17 protein-coding genes are annotated in these 16,370 nt (G+C 70.7%); 14 read left to right on the forward strand and 3 right to left on the reverse strand.

Annotated features, from left to right (window positions below; genetic code table 11):
- Position 1: 1 nt before the first annotated feature.
- Positions 2 to 2,131: a HelD family protein gene (locus AMETH_RS07805; protein WP_017987510.1), complete on the reverse strand. Its 2,130-nt coding sequence runs from the start codon at positions 2,129 to 2,131 to the stop codon at positions 2 to 4.
- A 118-nt stretch (positions 2,132 to 2,249) separates the two neighbouring features.
- On the opposite strand from AMETH_RS07805, the gene rsmD reads away from it, so the two are divergent.
- The 10 genes from rsmD (at position 2,250) to AMETH_RS07855 (ending at position 9,141) form a co-directional block, all read left to right on the forward strand.
- Complete coding sequence (gene rsmD / locus AMETH_RS07810) at positions 2,250 to 2,822, forward strand: 16S rRNA (guanine(966)-N(2))-methyltransferase RsmD (protein WP_017987511.1); 573 nt, start codon at positions 2,250 to 2,252, stop codon at positions 2,820 to 2,822.
- Positions 2,823 to 2,842: 20 nt separating this feature from the next.
- Complete coding sequence (coaD, locus tag AMETH_RS07815; protein ID WP_020486774.1) at positions 2,843 to 3,325, forward strand: pantetheine-phosphate adenylyltransferase; 483 nt, start codon at positions 2,843 to 2,845, stop codon at positions 3,323 to 3,325.
- Positions 3,326 to 3,408: 83 nt separating this feature from the next.
- Positions 3,409 to 3,831, forward strand: a complete 423-nt coding sequence (locus AMETH_RS07820; RefSeq protein ID WP_017987513.1) for a guanyl-specific ribonuclease — start codon at positions 3,409 to 3,411, stop codon at positions 3,829 to 3,831.
- A gap of 106 nt (positions 3,832 to 3,937) precedes the next feature.
- Positions 3,938 to 4,660 (forward strand): SPFH domain-containing protein, encoded by a 723-nt coding sequence (locus AMETH_RS07825; RefSeq protein ID WP_017987514.1) that lies wholly within the window; start codon positions 3,938 to 3,940, stop codon positions 4,658 to 4,660.
- A gap of 56 nt (positions 4,661 to 4,716) precedes the next feature.
- A complete protein-coding gene (locus AMETH_RS07830; RefSeq protein ID WP_017987515.1) occupies positions 4,717 to 5,304 on the forward strand; it encodes a YceD family protein in 588 nt (195 codons plus the stop codon).
- Positions 5,305 to 5,380: 76 nt separating this feature from the next.
- Positions 5,381 to 5,563: a 50S ribosomal protein L32 gene (rpmF, locus tag AMETH_RS07835; RefSeq protein ID WP_017987516.1), complete on the forward strand. Its 183-nt coding sequence runs from the start codon at positions 5,381 to 5,383 to the stop codon at positions 5,561 to 5,563.
- Positions 5,564 to 5,577: 14 nt separating this feature from the next.
- A complete protein-coding gene (gene rnc / locus AMETH_RS07840) occupies positions 5,578 to 6,318 on the forward strand; it encodes a ribonuclease III (RefSeq protein WP_026153914.1) in 741 nt (246 codons plus the stop codon).
- 391 nt (positions 6,319 to 6,709) lie between these two features.
- Positions 6,710 to 7,573, forward strand: a complete 864-nt coding sequence (mutM, locus tag AMETH_RS07845) for a bifunctional DNA-formamidopyrimidine glycosylase/DNA-(apurinic or apyrimidinic site) lyase (RefSeq protein WP_026153915.1) — start codon at positions 6,710 to 6,712, stop codon at positions 7,571 to 7,573.
- 18 nt (positions 7,574 to 7,591) lie between these two features.
- Positions 7,592 to 8,137: an isopentenyl-diphosphate Delta-isomerase gene (gene idi / locus AMETH_RS07850; protein ID WP_017987520.1), complete on the forward strand. Its 546-nt coding sequence runs from the start codon at positions 7,592 to 7,594 to the stop codon at positions 8,135 to 8,137.
- A gap of 23 nt (positions 8,138 to 8,160) precedes the next feature.
- Positions 8,161 to 9,141 (forward strand): alpha/beta fold hydrolase, encoded by a 981-nt coding sequence (locus tag AMETH_RS07855; protein ID WP_017987521.1) that lies wholly within the window; start codon positions 8,161 to 8,163, stop codon positions 9,139 to 9,141.
- Between the two features lie 55 nt (positions 9,142 to 9,196).
- On the opposite strand, the gene AMETH_RS07860 is transcribed toward AMETH_RS07855, so the two are convergent.
- A complete protein-coding gene (locus tag AMETH_RS07860) occupies positions 9,197 to 9,718 on the reverse strand; it encodes a YflT domain-containing protein (RefSeq protein ID WP_017987522.1) in 522 nt (173 codons plus the stop codon).
- A gap of 77 nt (positions 9,719 to 9,795) precedes the next feature.
- Entirely contained in the window at positions 9,796 to 11,631 is a 1,836-nt protein-coding gene (gene asnB, locus AMETH_RS07865) for an asparagine synthase (glutamine-hydrolyzing) (RefSeq protein WP_017987523.1), read from the reverse strand.
- A gap of 346 nt (positions 11,632 to 11,977) precedes the next feature.
- On the opposite strand from asnB, the gene kdpF reads away from it, so the two are divergent.
- From kdpF to AMETH_RS07885, 4 genes are read left to right on the forward strand one after another with little or no spacing between them, the layout of a single operon-like run.
- Positions 11,978 to 12,079, forward strand: a complete 102-nt coding sequence (gene kdpF / locus AMETH_RS07870) for a K(+)-transporting ATPase subunit F (RefSeq protein ID WP_017987524.1) — start codon at positions 11,978 to 11,980, stop codon at positions 12,077 to 12,079.
- On the forward strand, positions 12,079 to 13,740 hold the full coding sequence (gene kdpA / locus AMETH_RS07875) for a potassium-transporting ATPase subunit KdpA (RefSeq protein WP_017987525.1): 1,662 nt from the start codon (positions 12,079 to 12,081) through the stop codon (positions 13,738 to 13,740). The genes kdpF and kdpA overlap by 1 nt, the downstream gene beginning before the upstream one ends.
- Complete coding sequence (gene kdpB, locus AMETH_RS07880; protein WP_017987526.1) at positions 13,737 to 15,779, forward strand: potassium-transporting ATPase subunit KdpB; 2,043 nt, start codon at positions 13,737 to 13,739, stop codon at positions 15,777 to 15,779. The genes kdpA and kdpB overlap by 4 nt, the downstream gene beginning before the upstream one ends.
- Before the next feature lie 2 nt (positions 15,780 to 15,781).
- Entirely contained in the window at positions 15,782 to 16,369 is a 588-nt protein-coding gene (locus AMETH_RS07885; protein WP_017987527.1) for a potassium-transporting ATPase subunit C, read from the forward strand.
- The last annotated feature ends 1 nt before the right edge of the window (position 16,370 follow it).

Below are 16,370 nucleotides of genomic sequence, written 5' to 3' on the forward strand. Positions count from 1 at the left end.
TTTATTCCGCAGGCAGCCACTCGTCGTCGGACGCCACGACCGTCAGCTGCTGCGTCGCGCGCGTCAGTGCGACGTAGAGCACGCGCCGCCCGGTGAGCGACTCGGTGATCAGCTCGGTCGGCTCGACCAGCACAACGGCGTCGTACTCCAGGCCCTTGGCGTCCAGGCTGCCGACGACCTTGAGCCGCTCGTCCGCCTGCCCCCGCACCCACGCGCCGACCTCGGCGACGCGGTCCATGGCGCACACCACACCGACCGTGCCCTCGACCGCGTCCAGCAGCTCCTTCGCCGCCGCCTGCACCGCGCTCTCCACGCTGCCGCGCTCGACCAGCCGCACCTCCGGCTCGATCCCGGTGGTCCGGACCGCGCGCGGCAGCTCGCCCTCGGCGGCGTGCCCGGCGACCACGCGGGCGGCCAGGTCGAAGATCTCCGCCGAGTTCCGGTAGTTGGTGCGCAGCGTGTAGCGGCGAACCGGGGTGCGCGCGCCGAACACCTGCGTCCGGGCCTGCGCCGCCTCGTCCGGATCCGGCCACGAGCTCTGCACCGGGTCGCCGACCACCGTCCAGCTGGCGTACTTGCCGCGCCTGCCGACCATCCGCCACTGCATCGGCGAGAGGTCCTGCGACTCGTCGACCACGATGTGCGAGTACTCGTCGTAGTGCTCCGGCCGGTGCGGCTTGCCCTGCGAGCCGCGCTCCGGTGGCGCCGCGTCCAGCTCGATCTGCTGCGCCCGGCGGCGGCGCTTGGGCGGCGGGCCGACCAGCACGCGCAGCTCGTCCAGCAACGCCACGTCGGCGACCGTCCACTCGCGCTCGCGGTCGGCGAATGACGCGGCCAGCAGGTCGACCTCGGCCGGGGTCAGCACGCCGCGCGCGGCCTTCGTCAGGCGCCGCGGATCGCCCAGCCACCGCAGGATCTCGGCCGGGTACAGCACCGGCCACCACACCACCAGGAAGCGGTGGAAGTCGATCCGCTCGCCGAGGTCGTGGATCAGCTCGGCGCGCTCGATCGTGCGGCCGTCGGCGCGCGCGTTCTCCTCGGCGCGATCGGCCAGCGCCTCCAGCAGCGCCTCGGCCGCCCGCACGCGCGAGCGGTTCGGCGGCCCGCCGTGGCCGTGCACCTTGCGGCGGACCTTCTCCAGCTCCTTGCGGTTGAGCTTGAGGACGTCGCCCTTGTAGACGATCCGCATCTCGTCGGGCACGTCCGGCGGGGTGTCGCGCATCGCCTTCGTGAGAACCTTGCGCATCCGCAGCGAGCCCTTGATCGCGGCGAGCGGCGCCGGGTCCTGCCGGTCGGTGCTGATGCCGTCGAGCACGGCGCCCAGCGCGCGCAGCTCGACGTTCGTCTCGCCCATCGACGGCAGCACGCGCGAGATGTAGTTCGTGAAGACCCCGGACGGACCGACCACCAGCACTCCGGCCCCGCCGAGCTGGCGGCGGTACCGGTACAGCAGGTAGGCGGCGCGGTGCAGCGCCACGGCGGTCTTGCCGGTGCCGGGGCCGCCGGTGATCTCCGTGACACCGCGCCACGGCGCCCGGATGACCTCGTCCTGTTCCTTCTGGATGGTCGCGACGATGTCGCGCATCTTGTCGCCGCGCGACCGGCCGAGCTCGGCCATCAGCGCGCCCTCGCCGACCACCTGCATGTCGTCGCCGACCGCGTCCGGGATCAGCACGTCGTCGTCCACGTCGAGCACGGTCTGCCCGGAGCAGCGGATGACGCGGCGGCGCACCACGTCCATCGGCTCCTCGGCGGTGGCCTGGTAGAACGCGGCGGCCGCCGGGGCGCGCCAGTCGGTCACGAGGTTGTCGAACTCGGCGTCGCGGATGCCGAGGCGGCCGACGTAGATCTTCTCCCCGGTGGTGTGGTCGAGCCGTCCGAAGACCAGGCCCTCGTACTCGGCGTCCAGGGTCTGCAGCGTCTGGGTCGCGTGGTGGACCATCATGTCCCGCTCGAACAGCATCGAGGCCTGCTCGAAAACGGCTTCGCGCTGGGCGCCGTGGCCGATCTCGTAGCCCTTGGCACGCATCGCCTCCGCCTGCGCCCGGAGTTCGGCGAGCCGGGTGTAGACGCGGTCCACGTGGTGTTGTTCGATGGCGATCTCGGCCCGTCTGACCCGAGGTTCCGACACGCAGCGCTCCTACAGCTCACTCGCCGGCAACAGGAAGATTGACTCTACGCGTGCCCCGCGGGCCGTTCACCGGGTCCTGGGCAAAACACCGCGCAGAACACAGCGCGATGATGGGGCTGTGACGAGGATCGTGGCCGGGGCGGCGAGCGGGCGGCGGCTCAAGGTGCCGGCGCAGGGCACGCGGCCGACGTCCGAGCGCGTGCGGGAGGCGTTGTTCAACGCGCTGGAGGCGGCGGGCGAGCTGACCGACGCGCGGGTGCTGGACCTCTACGCCGGTTCCGGCGCGCTGGGGCTGGAGGCGCTCTCGCGGGGCGCGGCGGACGCGGTGTTCGTCGAGTCCGACCGTCGCGCAGTGCAGGTCCTCAAGGCCAACGTGACCGCGCTCGGGCTGGGCGGTTCGGTGCGTTCCGGTCCGGTCGAGACGGTGCTGGCACAGCCCGCCGACGAGCCGTTCCACCTCGTACTGGCCGATCCGCCTTACTCGGTGGGCGCGGAGAAGATCGGCGCGGTGCTGGCCGTGCTGGCCGCGGGCGGGTGGATCGCCGAGGACGGGCTGGTGATCGTCGAGCGGGCGCTGCGCGACGGCGAACCGGGCTGGCCCGCCGGGTTCGCGCCGGTGCGTACCTCGCGCTACGGCGACACGGCCTTGTACTGGGCGGAGTACGTCACTTTACCGCGCCACGGCGAGTAGAGCTTGATAGCGTCCGCCACATGCGGCGTGCGGTGTGTCCAGGCTCCTACGACCCGGTGACCAACGGCCACCTCGACATCATCGAGCGGGCGGCGAAGCTGTTCGACGAGGTCGTGGTCGCGGTCATGATCAACAAGTCCAAGAAGGGCATGTTCACCATCGACGAGCGGCTGGAGATGCTGCGGGAGATCACCGCGCACCTGCCGAACGTGCGCGTCGATTCGTGGCACGGGCTGCTGGTGGACTACTGCAGGCAGCACGACATCGCGGCGATCGCCAAGGGCCTGCGCTCGGTCAGCGACTTCGACTACGAGCTGCAGATGGCGCAGATGAACCGCGAGCTCTCCGGGGTCGAGACCCTGCTGATGTCGAACAACCCGGCCTACGGCTTCGTGTCCAGCTCGCTGGTCAAGGAGGTCGCCACCTACGGCGGCGACGTGAAGAACCTGGTGCCGGACGTGGTCTTCGAGCGGCTCACCGCGAAACTGGCCGAACGCGCCTGATCGGGCGACGACTTTCGTCGGGACTTCGGGCGCGTTCACCTGACGGCCCCCTTCAGGTAACGCGTCCGGGTTACGGTCCGAAAATGACCAACATCACGAAGTCCCGGGTCGCCGGTGCGCTGCTCGCGGTCGTCCTCACGTTGTTCACCGGGTTCGGCCTGGCCACTCCCGCCTCGGCCGCGCCGGTGTCCGCCACGCAGGCCGAGTGCGGCGACACCTCCGGCTTCACGGTGGTCGCGCTGTCGTCGCTGCCCGCCGAGGCCACCGACACCTACGAGCTGATCCAGCGGGGCGGCCCGTACCCGTACGAGCAGGACGGGACGGTCTTCCAGAACCGCGAGGGCCTGCTGCCGGACTGCGCGAGCGGCTACTACCACGAGTACACCGTGGAGACGCCCGGCAGCGACGACCGCGGCGCGCGGCGAATCGTCACCGGCTCGGCGGGGGAGTACTTCTACACCGGCGACCACTACGCGAGCTTCGACCTGGTGGACGTGAATTCCTGACAGTTCCCCTTGACACGCCCGGTAACTCAGCGCTCCCGCCGTTTCACGCGAGAAGCGGGCAGACTTGTGGTCAAGCCGGATGGGAAAGGCCACCTAGGGAGTCGCTGTGTACCGGGTGTTCGAGGCGCTGGACGAGCTCGTCACGATCGTGGAAGAGGCACGTGGGGTGCCGATGACGTCCAGCTGCGTGGTTCCCCGCGGGGATGTCCTCGAACTGCTCGACGACGTGCGCGACGCGCTGCCCCGCGAGGTCGACGACGCGCAGGACGTGCTCGACCAGCGGGACGAGCTGATCAACAAGGCGCGTCACCAGGCCGAGACGACGGTCGGCGACGCCAACGCCGAGGCCGAGCGGGTCACCTCCGAGGCCGCCGCCGAGGCCGAGCGGATGATCGCCGACGCGCAGGCGCGCGCCGAGCAGGTCCTGGCCGACGCGCGCGCCGAGGCCGAGCGGATGATCGCCGCGGGCCAGGCCGAGTACCACAACCTCACCGAGCGGGCCCGCGCCGAGGCCGAGCGCATGATGCAGGCCGGCCGCGACGCCTACGAGCGCGCCGTCGAGGACGGCCGCCACGAGCAGTCCAGGCTGGTGTCCCAGACCGAGGTCGTGCAGGCCGCGCACGCTGAGTCCGCGCGCATCGTGGACGAGGCCCACGCCGAGGCCGACCGGCAGCGCGCCGACTGCGACGCCTACGTCGACGGCAAGCTCGCCGAGTTCTCCGAGCTGCTGTCCACCACGCTGCGGACGGTCGACTCCGGCCGCAACCACCTGCGCGCCCCGTCCGGCCTCGGTCAGCGCCCCACACCGCTGTACGACTTCCAGCCCTGATCGGGTGGAGGCGTAGAGTGGTGGGGTTGCCTTCCGCCCCTCTACTCAACGGACCGATGTCTCAGCAGAATGACACCCCCGACGTCCGCAACCCGTGGATCGTCGACACCCGTGAGCTGGGCCGGCGCGCCGGCCTGAGCCGGACCATCCAGCGCACGGCGCCCACCGCCGTCGAGTGGGGCGTGCCCGATGTGATCGTGGTGCCGAAGGGCGCCGAGGTCGAGCTGGACCTGCTGCTCGAGTCGGTGGTCGAGGGCGTGCTGGTCACCGGCTCCGCCGCGGTGCGGACCACCGGCGCGTGCTCCCGTTGCCTCGACCCGATCGACGACGAGGCCGAGGTCGAGCTCACCGAGCTGTTCGCCTACCCCGACTCGACCACGGACGAGACGACCGACGAGGACGAGGTCATGCGCCTCGTCGACGACCGGATCGACCTCGAACCGCTGGTCCGCGACGCCGTCGTGCTGGCGCTGCCGCAGGTCCCGCTCTGCCGCGAGGACTGCCAGGGGCTGTGCCCCGATTGCGGCGGGAAGTGGGCCGATCTCGAGCCCGGACACGGGCATGAGACGATAGACCCTCGGTGGGCCGCGCTGGTCGAGCGTTTCGACGACTCGTCCTCCGGCGGGCCCGGCCGGCAAGCCTGACGGGCATCAGCTCGTAAGCACCTGAGTAAGCACGCTCGCGCCCGCGTGAGCGAACCGTGGATGAGGAGATTCAGTCGTGGCCGTCCCGAAGCGGAAGATGTCGCGCTCCAACACGCGCCACCGTCGTGCGCAGTGGAAGGCGACGCCCGTGCAGCTGGTGCCCTGCCAGAACCGGGCCTGCCGTCAGCCGAAGCCGCAGCACGTGGCCTGCCCGACCTGCGGCCAGTACGACGGTCGTCAGGTCGTCGAGCCCGCCTGAGGTCGCTGACCAGTATGGGGGGCAGGTCGAGATCGGGAGGGCCGGCCGCCGACCCGAAACCGTTGCTCGAAGCGCTCGGCGTCGAACTCGACGCCGAGCTGCTCACGCTGGCGCTCACCCACCGCTCGTACGCCTACGAGAACGGTGGGTTGCCGCCGAACGAGCGGCTCGAGTTCCTCGGTGACGCCGTGCTCGGTCTGGTCGTCACCGACCACCTGTACCGCGCGCACCCCGAGCTGCCGGAGGGGCAGCTCGCGAAGCTGCGGGCCAGTGTGGTCAACATGCACGCCCTGGCCGGGGTCGCGCGGGGGCTGGGCCCCGGCGGGCTCGGCGCGCACCTGCTCCTCGGCAAGGGCGAGGAGCTCACCGGTGGCCGTGACAAGGCGAGCATCCTCGCCGATGGTCTGGAGGCCGTGATCGGTGCGGCGTACCTGGCGCACGGCATCGATGCGGCCCGCGCGCTGGTGCACCGGCTGTTCGACGCGCTGCTGGCGGAGGCGCCGCTGCGCGGGGCCGGGCTGGACTGGAAGACGAGCCTGCAGGAGCTGACGGCGTCGGCCGGGCTGGGTGTGCCGGAGTACAAGGTGGAGGACACCGGGCCGGACCACCGCAAGGAGTTCAGCGCCACGGTGCTGGTCGCCGGCCGTGACTTCGGCAACGGCAACGGCACCACGAAGAAGGAAGCTGAGCAGAAGGCCGCCGAGACCGCTTGGCGTGCCCTCTCGGAGGAGCTGAAGCCCGAGGGCTCCGAGTAGCTCTCGGCACGAAAGCCGGGTCGCCGTCATGATGCGGTGGCCCGGCTTTCGTCATTTCCGGGCCCTCACCGACCAGGCGCGCCACGCCCGGGGCAGCCGCTTCGGCAGGCTCGCCGCGCGGGGCGGCTGATCTGCTGCCCGGAACAGAAAATTGGCCGCCGGGAGTGGCCATCTCGCTGCCGGAAGTAGCCACCCGCGACCGGGAGCGGGCGACTCGCCGAGCCGGGTGGGCATAGAAGTGCCGGCCGGTGTGTTTGCGCTTCCGGGCGTTGTGTCCGCCGCGCCCGTGCCGGGCGTCGAGTGGCCAAGGCACCGGAAGTCACGGTCCGTCGTCGGAGTGCGACCCGGACGGACGTCGGGAACTGTCGGGGGGCGTGGATAGGGTGGTGTGGTGCCGGAGCTTCCCGAAGTAGAAGTGGTGCGCCGCGGGCTGCAGGCCCACGTGGCGGGCCGCGGGATCGCCCGCGTCGAGGTGCTGCACCCCCGCGCGATCCGCCGCCACGAGCTGGGCCCCGAGGACTTCACCGGCCGGCTCGCCGGGGCGCGCGTCGAGGCGGCGCGGCGCCGTGGCAAGTACCTGTGGCTGGAGCTGTCGGACAAGGAAGCGATCCTCGCGCACCTGGGCATGAGCGGCCAGATGCTCGTGCAGCCCGAGGGCGCCCCCGACGAAAAGCACCTGCGCGTCCGCATCCGGTTCGACGACGGCGGCCCCGAGCTGCGGTTCGTCGACCAGCGGACCTTCGGCGGCCTCGCGCTGGCCGACCTCGTCACCTCCGACGGGACGCTCCTGCCCGCCCCGATCGCGCATATCGCCCGCGATCCGATGGACCCGGCGTTCGACCCGGCCCAGGCGGTCAAGGCCCTGCGCTCCCGCCGCACCGAGATCAAGCGCGCGCTGCTCGACCAGACCCTGGTGTCCGGGGTCGGCAACATCTACGCCGACGAGTCGCTCTGGCGCGCCCGGCTGCACTGGGCCCGCTCCACCGAGAAGCTCACCCGCGCCCAGGGCGCGGCCGTCCTCGAAGCAGCCACCGAGGTGATGACCGAGGCGCTCCAGGCCGGTGGCACGTCGTTCGACGCGCTGTACGTCAACGTCAACGGCCAGTCCGGCTACTTCGACCGCTCGCTGAACGTCTACGGCCAGGGCGACCGCCCCTGCCGCCGCTGCGGCACGCCCATCCGCCGTGAGCCGTTCATGAACCGGTCGTCCTACTTCTGCCCGCGCTGCCAGCCCCGGCCGCGCCGCTCCTCCTGACACCGGAAGGCAGGTCACGTGGCCCAGGAAGAACTCGTGGTGCTGCTCGACGAGCGCTTCGACCCCGTCGGCACAGCGCCGAAGCGCACGGTGCACGACGCGCACACCCCGCTGCACCTGGCGTTTTCCTGCTACGTCTTCGACCGCGCCGGCCGCGTGCTGCTGACCCGGCGCGCGATCGGCAAGAAGACGTGGCCGGGGGTCTGGACCAACTCGTTCTGCGGCCACCCCGGCCCTGGCGAGGACATGGCGGAGGCCATCGCGCGGCGCGCGAAGCAGGAGCTGGGCCTGGAGGTCACCGGTCTGCGGAAGGTGCTGCCGGACTTCCGCTACACGGCGATGGACGCGGGCGGCGTGGTGGAGAACGAGTTCTGCCCCGTGTGGGTGGCCGAGGCCGACGCCGACCCGCTGCCCGAGCCGGACGAGGTGTGCGAGTGGCGTTGGTCGGCCTGGACCGACCTGGTGGAGAGCATGAGCCGCACGCCGTTCGTGTTCAGCCCGTGGTCGCAGCTGCAGGTCCCGCGGCTCGCGGAAACTCTTTCGGCGGGGGCAACACAGCGGTAACAGCTGGCTGGTGGGCTTGCCGGGTGCGTTCCCCGGACACCGCGCTCACCGGGATCGGCCCGGACACGTTCGACCTGCGCCACCGCACCATCCACGGCTACCGGCGCGCATACCGCATGGCAGGCAGCGGTCCCGCGTTGCTGTTCGTCCACGGCATCGGCGACGACTCGTCCACCTGGCTGGACGTGCTCGCGTCACTGACCAGGGACTACACGGTGATCGCGCCGGACCTGCTCGGCCACGGCGGCTCGGACAAGCCGCGCGCCGACTACTCGGTGGCCGCCTACGCGTGCGGGATGCGGGACCTGCTGGCCACGCTCGACGTCGACCGGGTGACCGTGATCGGCCACTCGCTTGGCGGTGGCGTGGCGATGCAGTTCGCCTACCAGTTCCCGGAACGCTGCGAGCGGCTGGCCCTGGTCAGCTCCGGCGGCGTCGGCGCGGGCGTGCACCCGCTGCTGCGGCTCGCGGCCGCGCCGGGCGCCGAGCTGGTGCTGCCCCTGCTCGGCACCCTGCCGGTGCGGGAAGCGTTGCGGCGCTTCCAAAGCGTGCTCAAGGGCGGCGGCGGGTTCGGGCTGGGCGAGGACCTCGACTACGTCGTCGGCAAGTACGTGCGGCTCGCGGAATCGACCAGCAGGCAGGCGTTCCTGCGCACACTGCGCGCGGTCGTGGACTGGCGCGGGCAGGTGGTGAACATGCTCGACCGCTGCTACCTCACCGAGGGCATTCCGACGTTGCTCGTGTGGGGGACGCGGGACCACGTCGTGCCGAGCGCGCACGCGCTGGTCGCCCACGGCGCGATGCCGGGCAACAGGCTGGAGATCTTCGAGGGGGCGGGGCATTTTCCGCACCACACCGAGCCGCAGCGTTTCCTGGCCGTCCCGCGCGACTTCCTCACCACGACCGCGCCAGCTCAGCACGACGTGCGCCGGTGGCGGCACCTGCTGCGCACGGGCCGGAGAACAAACCCCGGCCCGGAACTGGGCGTGTCGAGCGGCACCTGAACGGGGAAGAGCCCCGAACCCAGGGGGTGGGGCTCGGGGCTCTGGTCGGGGTGACTCAGTTGAACACGTGCGTCCGCGCGGCGAGGTTCGCCAGCAGCTCGCGGCCCTTCTCGGCGGTGCGCGGCTGGCTCAGCACGTCGTAGCGGCGTGCGACCAGCTGCGTCTGCGACACGAAGTCACGCTTGCCGCGGGTGGCGCCGTAGCTGATCGCCGCGAACACCATGCTGAACGCGACACCAGCGACCAGACCGAACAGGATCGGCAGCAGCCCGGCGCCCGGCGTGAACAGCGTCAGCAACAGGCCGACGAAGACACCGAACCAGGCACCCGACGTCGCGGCGCCGCCGAGCACGCGGCCCCAGCTGAGCTTGCCGGCGACCCGCTCGACCAGCATCGGCTCGACTCCGACGATCGTGACGTCCGCCACGGGGAAGTCGTTGTCGGCGAGGTGGTCGACCGCCCGCTGGGCCTCTTCGTAGGACTCGTAGGACCCGATCGGCCAGCCGGTCGGCAGGGTCGGGAGCTGCGGGCTCGTCCGGGCGTTGGTGAAAGCGGTCTGCGTGAATGCTTGGGTCATCTTCCTCACCTCTCCTGACCTGTTCAACGCTCCCGCATACCCACTTGTGCCCCATGTCCGAACCTCACAGGGAATCCTCAGACTCGCAGCTCGGGCCGGTAGATGTCGAACCAGTGGTGCAGGTCGAGCAGCCGGTCCAGGCCGTGGCGTGTGAGGGACGTCATCGTGGCCGGGTCCTGGCTCACCGCGTCCGTCACCCACTCGCGGGAGGCCAGTTCGAACACCGGGTCCCCGGGCGTGGCGAGCACCTCCTTCGCCTGCTGCTGCAACGCCGCCGCGTACCCGGGGTCCTGCGTGGACGGGTACGGGCTCTTCACCCGGTCCACAACGGACTGCGGCAGCACGTGCTTGGTCGCGTGCCGCAGCAGGCTCTTTTCCCTGCCGTCGAACGTCTTCAGCGACCACGGCGTGTTGTAGACGTACTCGACGAGCCGGTGGTCGCAGAACGGCACCCGCACCTCCAGGCCCACCGCCATCGACGCGCGGTCCTTGCGGTCCAGCAGTGCCCGCACCATCCGCGTCAGGTGCAGGTGGCACACCTCGCGCATCCGGCGCTCGTCCGCGGAGACCCCGTCCAGGTGCTCGACCTGCGCCAGCGCGGTGCGGTACTGGTCCGCGATGTAACCGTCCAGGTCCAGCTTCCGCGACACGTCCGGGCGCAGCAGGTTGCCACCGTCCTGGACCCCGGTGCGGAACGCCAGCCACGGGAACGTGCCGGCGTTGCGGGCGGTGTCGTCGTGGAACCACCGGTACCCGCCGAACACCTCGTCGGCCGACTCGCCGGACAGCGCCACCGTCGACTCCGCCCGGATGGCCTTGAACAGCAGGTACAGCGAGGTGTCCATGTCGCCCAAGCCGGCCGGGATGTCCCGTGCGGTCAGCACGGCCCGCCGCACCGCCGGATCGGTCAGTGCCGCCGGGTCGAGCACGACGTCCTGGTGCGCCGACCCGACCAGCTTCGCCACGTCCCGGATGAACGGCGAGTCCGGGGTGTCGCGCATCTCGTCGGGCTTGAAGTTTTCCTCCTGCCCCACGAAGTCGACCGAGAAGGTGCGCAGCTGCTCACCCTCCTCACGCAGCCGCGCGGCGGCAAGGCCGGTGATCGCGCTGGAGTCCAGGCCACCGGACAGCAGCACGCAGCGCGGCACGTCGGCGACCAGCTGCCGGTGCACGATGTCGGTCATCAGCTCGCGCACGCGCGCGACCGTGGTCTCCTGGTCGTCGGTGTGCTCGCGCGCCTCCAGCTTCCAGTAGGTCCGGGTGTGCGCGCCGTCCCGATCCACCCGGACGATCGTGCCAGGCTCCACTTCGGACATCCCGAACCACAGCGACCAGCCGGGCTGCTTGGTGAAGGAGAACAGCTCCCGCAACCCGTCCGCGTCCACGATCCGCTTGGCCGCGGGGTTGGCGAGGATCGCTTTCGGCTCGGACCCGAACAGCACGCCGTCGCGCGTCGGGTAGTAGTAGAAGGGCTTGATGCCCATCCGGTCGCGGATCATCACGAGCTTCTCGTCGCGCGCGTCCCAGATGGCGAAGGCGTACATGCCGTTGAGGTGGTCGGCGACGGACTCGCCCCACTCCAGGTACCCGTGCAGCACGACTTCGGTGTCGCTGTCGGTGCGGAAGGTGTGCCCCTTGCCCTCCAGTTCGCGGCGCAGCTCGGTGAAGTTGTAGGCCTCACCGCTGTAGACCATGGCCACCTCGCCGGCCGGCGTGGTCACCGACATCGGCTGCCGTCCGCCGGGCAGGTCGATGATCGCGAGCCGGCGGTGGCCGAGGGCAGCGTGCGGGGCGAGCCATGTCCCGGAGTCGTCCGGGCCACGGCAGGCCATGGTCCCGGTCATGGCGTCGAGCACTTCGCGCCGCTGGGTGAGGTCGGTCTCGAAGGAGACCCAGCCGGTGATGCCGCACATGCGTACTACCCTCCCGATGCTTAGCAAGTACAACTATGCGTAACACCGTGGTAACACAACTCGCCGGTAACTGTCTGCTCGATTCGTCCGCTCTGACGGGATGGGTTTCACGCAGTGTGGCCGGTTGCACACGCACCTCAAGAACGCGTAAATCCGCGCTGAAGCGGCGTCAAGGCGCCGTCATCCGGACGAGGAGACGGGACGTCCCAGCGCACGCTGTCACCGGAGCGGTCACCGATCGGGTGACCCGTGCTGGAAGGTGTGAAGTGGCGGATCTGCTGTACGCCGTGCTGCTGATCGCGGTGTTCGCGGTGCTGGCGCTGACGTTGCGCGGGCTGGAGAAGCTGTGAGCGGCGCCGGGGTGGTGGCCAATGTCGTCGGCGGGGTGCTGGCGCTGGGCCTGATCGTCTACCTGTTCATCGCGTTGACCAAGCCGGAGAGGTTCTAGTGTCCGACCTCGCCTCCGGCCTGGTCACGGTCGGCATCCTCGTCGCCGCGCTCGCCCTGGTCCACAAGCCGCTGGGCGACTACATGGCGCGCGTGTTCACCAGCGAGAAGCACCTCAAGCTGGAGCGCGGCCTGTACCGCGCGTTCCGGGTGGACCCGTCCTCCCAGCAGCGCTGGACCACCTACGCGCTGGGCGTGCTCGGGTTCTCGCTGGTGTCCATCGTCTTCCTGTACCTGCTGCAGCGCCTGCAGTCCGTCCTGCCGCTGAGCCTCGGCCGCGGCGCGGTCGACCCCGGCGTCGCATTCAACACGGCGGTCAGCTTCGTGACCAACACGAACTGGCAGTCCTACGTGCCCGAGACGACGATGGGCCACCTCGTCCAGATGGCCGGGCTGACGGTGCAGAACTTCCTGTCCGCCGCGGTCGGCCTGTCCGTCGCGATGGCGCTGGTCCGCGGTTTCACCCGGTCCAGGACCGACCGGCTGGGCAACTTCTGGGTCGACCTGACCCGCGGCACCGTGCGGATCCTGCTGCCGTTGTCGGTCGTGTTCGCGATCGTGCTGATCGCGTTCGGGGTCACCCAGAGCCTCCGCGCCGGCGTCCCGGTCACCGGCCTGGACGGCACGCTGAGCGCCATCTCGATGGCGCCCACGGCGAGCCAGGAGGTCATCAAGGAACTCGGCACCAACGGCGGCGGCATCTTCAACGCCAACTCCGCGCACCCGTTCGAGAACCCGAACGTCTGGACCAACCTGATCGAGATCTTCCTGATCCTGGTGATCCCGGTGTCGCTGACCCGGACCTTCGGCAGGCTCGTCGGCAACCCGAAGCAGGGGTACGTCCTGCTGTCGGTGATGGGTCTGCTGTGGACGTTCGTGCTCGCGGTGACCTGGTGGGCCGAGTCGCATCCGAACGGGCCCGCGGCGCTGCTGGCAGGCGCGAACCTGGAGGGCAAGGAGCAGCGGTTCGGCATCGGCGCGTCGACGCTGTTCGCGACCAGCACCACCGGCACCTCGACGGGCGCGGTGAACTCGCTGCACGACAGCTACAGCGGTCTCGGCGGCGGCATGACCCTGCTGCACATGCTGTTCGGCGAGGTCTCGCCGGGCGGTGTCGGCACCGGTCTGTACGGCATCCTGGTGTTGGCGATCATCGCGATGTTCCTGGCCGGCCTGATGGTCGGCCGCACCCCGGAGTACCTGGGCAAGAAGCTCGGCAAGCGCGAGGTCACCGCCGCCGCGATCGCGATGCTGGCGATGCCCGCGGTCGTCCTGCTCGGCGCCGGCGCGGCCCTGCTCATGCCGGGCACCACGGGCGCGCTGGGCAACAGCGGGGCGCACGGACTGTCCGAAGTGCTCTACGCGTACGCCTCCACCGGCAACAACAACGGCAGCGCCTTCGCCGGCATCACGGTGACGGACGGCTGGTTCCAGTCCTCGCTGTCGGTGGCGATGCTGATCGGCCGGTTCGTGCCGATCATCGCGGTCCTGTGCCTGGCCGGTTCGCTGGCCGCGCAGAAGAAGGTGCCGGAGACCGCGGGCACCCTGCCGACGACCGGGCCGCTGTTCGGCTCCGTGCTCGCCGGAACCGTCCTGCTCGTCGCGGCGCTGACGTTCGTCCCGGCGCTCGCGCTCGGTCCCATCGCGGAGGCCATGGCATGACCATCACCCAGGAACGGCCCGTCGAAACGCCGGCTCGCGTCGGCGCGGGCGTGTTCAACGGACGGCAGCTGCTGACCTCGCTGCCCGACGCGCTGCGCAAACTCCACCCGCGGCACCAGGTCCGCAACCCGGTCATGTTCGTGGTGTGGGTGGGCTCGGTGCTCACCACGTTCTTCGCGGTCACCGACCCGAGCGTGTTCACGATCCTGATCGCGGTGTGGCTGTGGTTCACGGTCGTGTTCGCGAACCTGGCCGAAGCCGTCGCCGAGGGGCGCGGCAAGGCACAGGCGGAGTCGTTGCGCCGCACCAAGAAGGAGACCGTCGCGCGGCGGCTCACCCCGGATGACGAGGAGCGCGTGGCGGGCGTCGAACTGCGGGTGGGCGACCTGGTGGTCGTCGAGGCGGGCGAGACCATCCCCGGCGACGGTGACGTGGTCGAGGGCATCGCGACGGTCGACGAATCGGCCATCACCGGGGAGTCCGCGCCGGTGATCCGCGAATCCGGCGGCGACCGCAGCGCCGTCACCGGCGGCACCACGGTGCTGAGCGACCGGATCGTCGTCCGGATCACCACCAAGCCAGGCGAGTCCTTCGTGGACCGGATGATCGCGCTGGTGGAGGGCGCCTCGCGGCAGAAGACCCCGAATGAGGTCGCGCTGACGATCCTGTTGTCCACGCTGACGATCATCTTCTTGCTCGCGGTCGTGGCGCTGCAGCCGATGGCTGCCTACTCCGGCAGTGAGCAGTCGGTGATCGTGCTGACCGCGCTGCTGGTGTGCCTGATCCCGACGACGATCGGGGCGCTGCTGTCGGCGATCGGTATCGCCGGGATGGACCGGCTCGTGCAGCGCAACGTGCTCGCCACCTCCGGCCGCGCGGTCGAGGCCGCCGGTGACGTGTCGACGCTGCTGCTGGACAAGACCGGCACGATCACCTTCGGCAACCGGCGGGCGACCGAGCTGATCCCGGTCGGCCCGACGGACCCGCACCAGCTGGCCGAGGCCGCCCGGCTGTCCAGCCTCGCGGACGGCACCCCGGAGGGCCGCAGCGTCGTCGAGCTGACCGAGGGCACCACGGTCCCCAGCGGCGGCGAGTTCGTCCCGTTCACCGCGCAGACCCGGATGAGCGGCGTCGACCTGCCCGGCCGTCAGGTCCGCAAGGGCGCGGCGAGCGCGGTCGGCGAGTGGGTGCGGGAGCACGGCGGCGACTTCCCGGACGAGACCGAGCGGATCGTCGACGAGATCAGCGAACAGGGCGGCACCCCGCTGGTGGTCGCCGAGCTGACTGGCGGGCGCGCGTTCGTGCGTGGCGTGATCCGGCTGTCCGACGTGGTCAAGCCGGGCATGCGGGAACGGTTCGCCGAGCTGCGCCGGATGGGCATCAGGACGGTGATGATCACCGGGGACAACCCGCGCACGGCGAAGGCCATCGCCGAGGACGCCGGCGTCGACGACTACCTCGCCGAGGCCAAGCCCGAGGACAAGATGGCGCTCATCCACCGCGAACAGGAGGGCGGCCGCCTGGTCGCGATGACCGGCGACGGCACCAACGACGCGCCCGCGCTGGCCACGTCCGATGTCGGGGTCGCGATGAACACCGGCACGTCGGCCGCGAAGGAGGCCGGCAACATGGTCGACCTCGACTCGGACCCGACGAAGCTGATCGAGATCGTGGAGATCGGCAAGCAGCTGCTGATCACCCGCGGCGCGCTGACGACGTTCAGCATCGCCAACGACCTCGCGAAGTACTTCGCGATCCTGCCCGCCATGTTCGTCGCGATCTTCCCGCAGCTGGCCGCGCTGAACATCCTGCATCTGGCGACCCCGCGCTCGGCGATCCTGTCCGCGGTGATCTTCAACGCGCTGATCATCGTGGTGCTGATCCCGCTCGCGCTGCGGGGCGTGCGGTACAAGCCGTCCAGCGCGTCGGCGCTGCTGCGGCGCAACCTGCTGGTCTACGGGGTCGGCGGCATCGTGACGCCGTTCCTCGGCATCTGGCTCATCGACCTCGTCGTCCGTTTCATCCCTGGAATCGGGTAGTCATGATCAAGAATCTGGTGAAGCAGACCGGCGCCGGCCTGCGGGTGCTGCTGGTGTTCACGGTGCTGCTCGGGGTGGTCTACCCGCTCGGCGTGTGGGCGGTGTCCCGGATCCCGGGGCTGCACGACAACGCCGAGGGGGCGCTGGTGACGGCGAACGGGCAGGTCGTGGGCTCGTCGCTGATCGGGATCGACCCGGTCCCGGCCGATCCGGCGCGCGACCCGTACTTCCACACCCGGCCGTCCGCCACCGGCGACCCGTCGGTGTCCGGCGGGTCGAACAAGGGCGGGTTCAACCCCGACCTGGTCGCCGCCGTCGAGGAGCGCAAAGCGGCCATCGCGCAGCGCGAGGGCGTCTCGCCGGACGCGGTGCCCACGGACGCGGTCACGGCCTCGGGGTCGGGTCTCGACCCGACCATCAGCGTCGCCTACGCCGACCTGCAGGTGCCGCGGGTGGCGCGCAACACAGGGCTGACCGAGGACCGGGTCCGGCAGCTGGTCGAGGCGAACACGACCGGTCACGGCATCGGCGTCCCGGGGGTGAACGTGCTCGAACTCAACCTCGCCGTCCAGTCGGCAGGAGCACACTGAA

It is taken from the genome of Amycolatopsis methanolica 239 (genome assembly GCF_000739085.1).
GTDB classification, from domain to species: domain Bacteria; phylum Actinomycetota; class Actinomycetes; order Mycobacteriales; family Pseudonocardiaceae; genus Amycolatopsis_E; species Amycolatopsis_E methanolica.

What these genes read in the sequence shown, in the direction of transcription:
- coaD (WP_020486774.1), top strand. Translation starts at nt 2,843, where the DNA reads ATGCGGCGTGCGGTGTGTCCAGGCTCCTACGACCCGGTGACCAACGGC.
- AMETH_RS07820 (WP_017987513.1), top strand. Translation starts at nt 3,409, where the DNA reads ATGACCAACATCACGAAGTCCCGGGTCGCCGGTGCGCTGCTCGCGGTC.
- AMETH_RS07830 (WP_017987515.1), top strand. Translation starts at nt 4,717, where the DNA reads ATGTCTCAGCAGAATGACACCCCCGACGTCCGCAACCCGTGGATCGTC.
- rnc (WP_026153914.1), top strand. Translation starts at nt 5,578, where the DNA reads ATGGGGGGCAGGTCGAGATCGGGAGGGCCGGCCGCCGACCCGAAACCG.
- AMETH_RS07860 (WP_017987522.1), bottom strand. Translation starts at nt 9,718, where the DNA reads ATGACCCAAGCATTCACGCAGACCGCTTTCACCAACGCCCGGACGAGC.
- asnB (WP_017987523.1), bottom strand. Translation starts at nt 11,631, where the DNA reads ATGTGCGGCATCACCGGCTGGGTCTCCTTCGAGACCGACCTCACCCAG.
- kdpB (WP_017987526.1), top strand. Translation starts at nt 13,737, where the DNA reads ATGACCATCACCCAGGAACGGCCCGTCGAAACGCCGGCTCGCGTCGGC.
- AMETH_RS07885 (WP_017987527.1), top strand. Translation starts at nt 15,782, where the DNA reads ATGATCAAGAATCTGGTGAAGCAGACCGGCGCCGGCCTGCGGGTGCTG.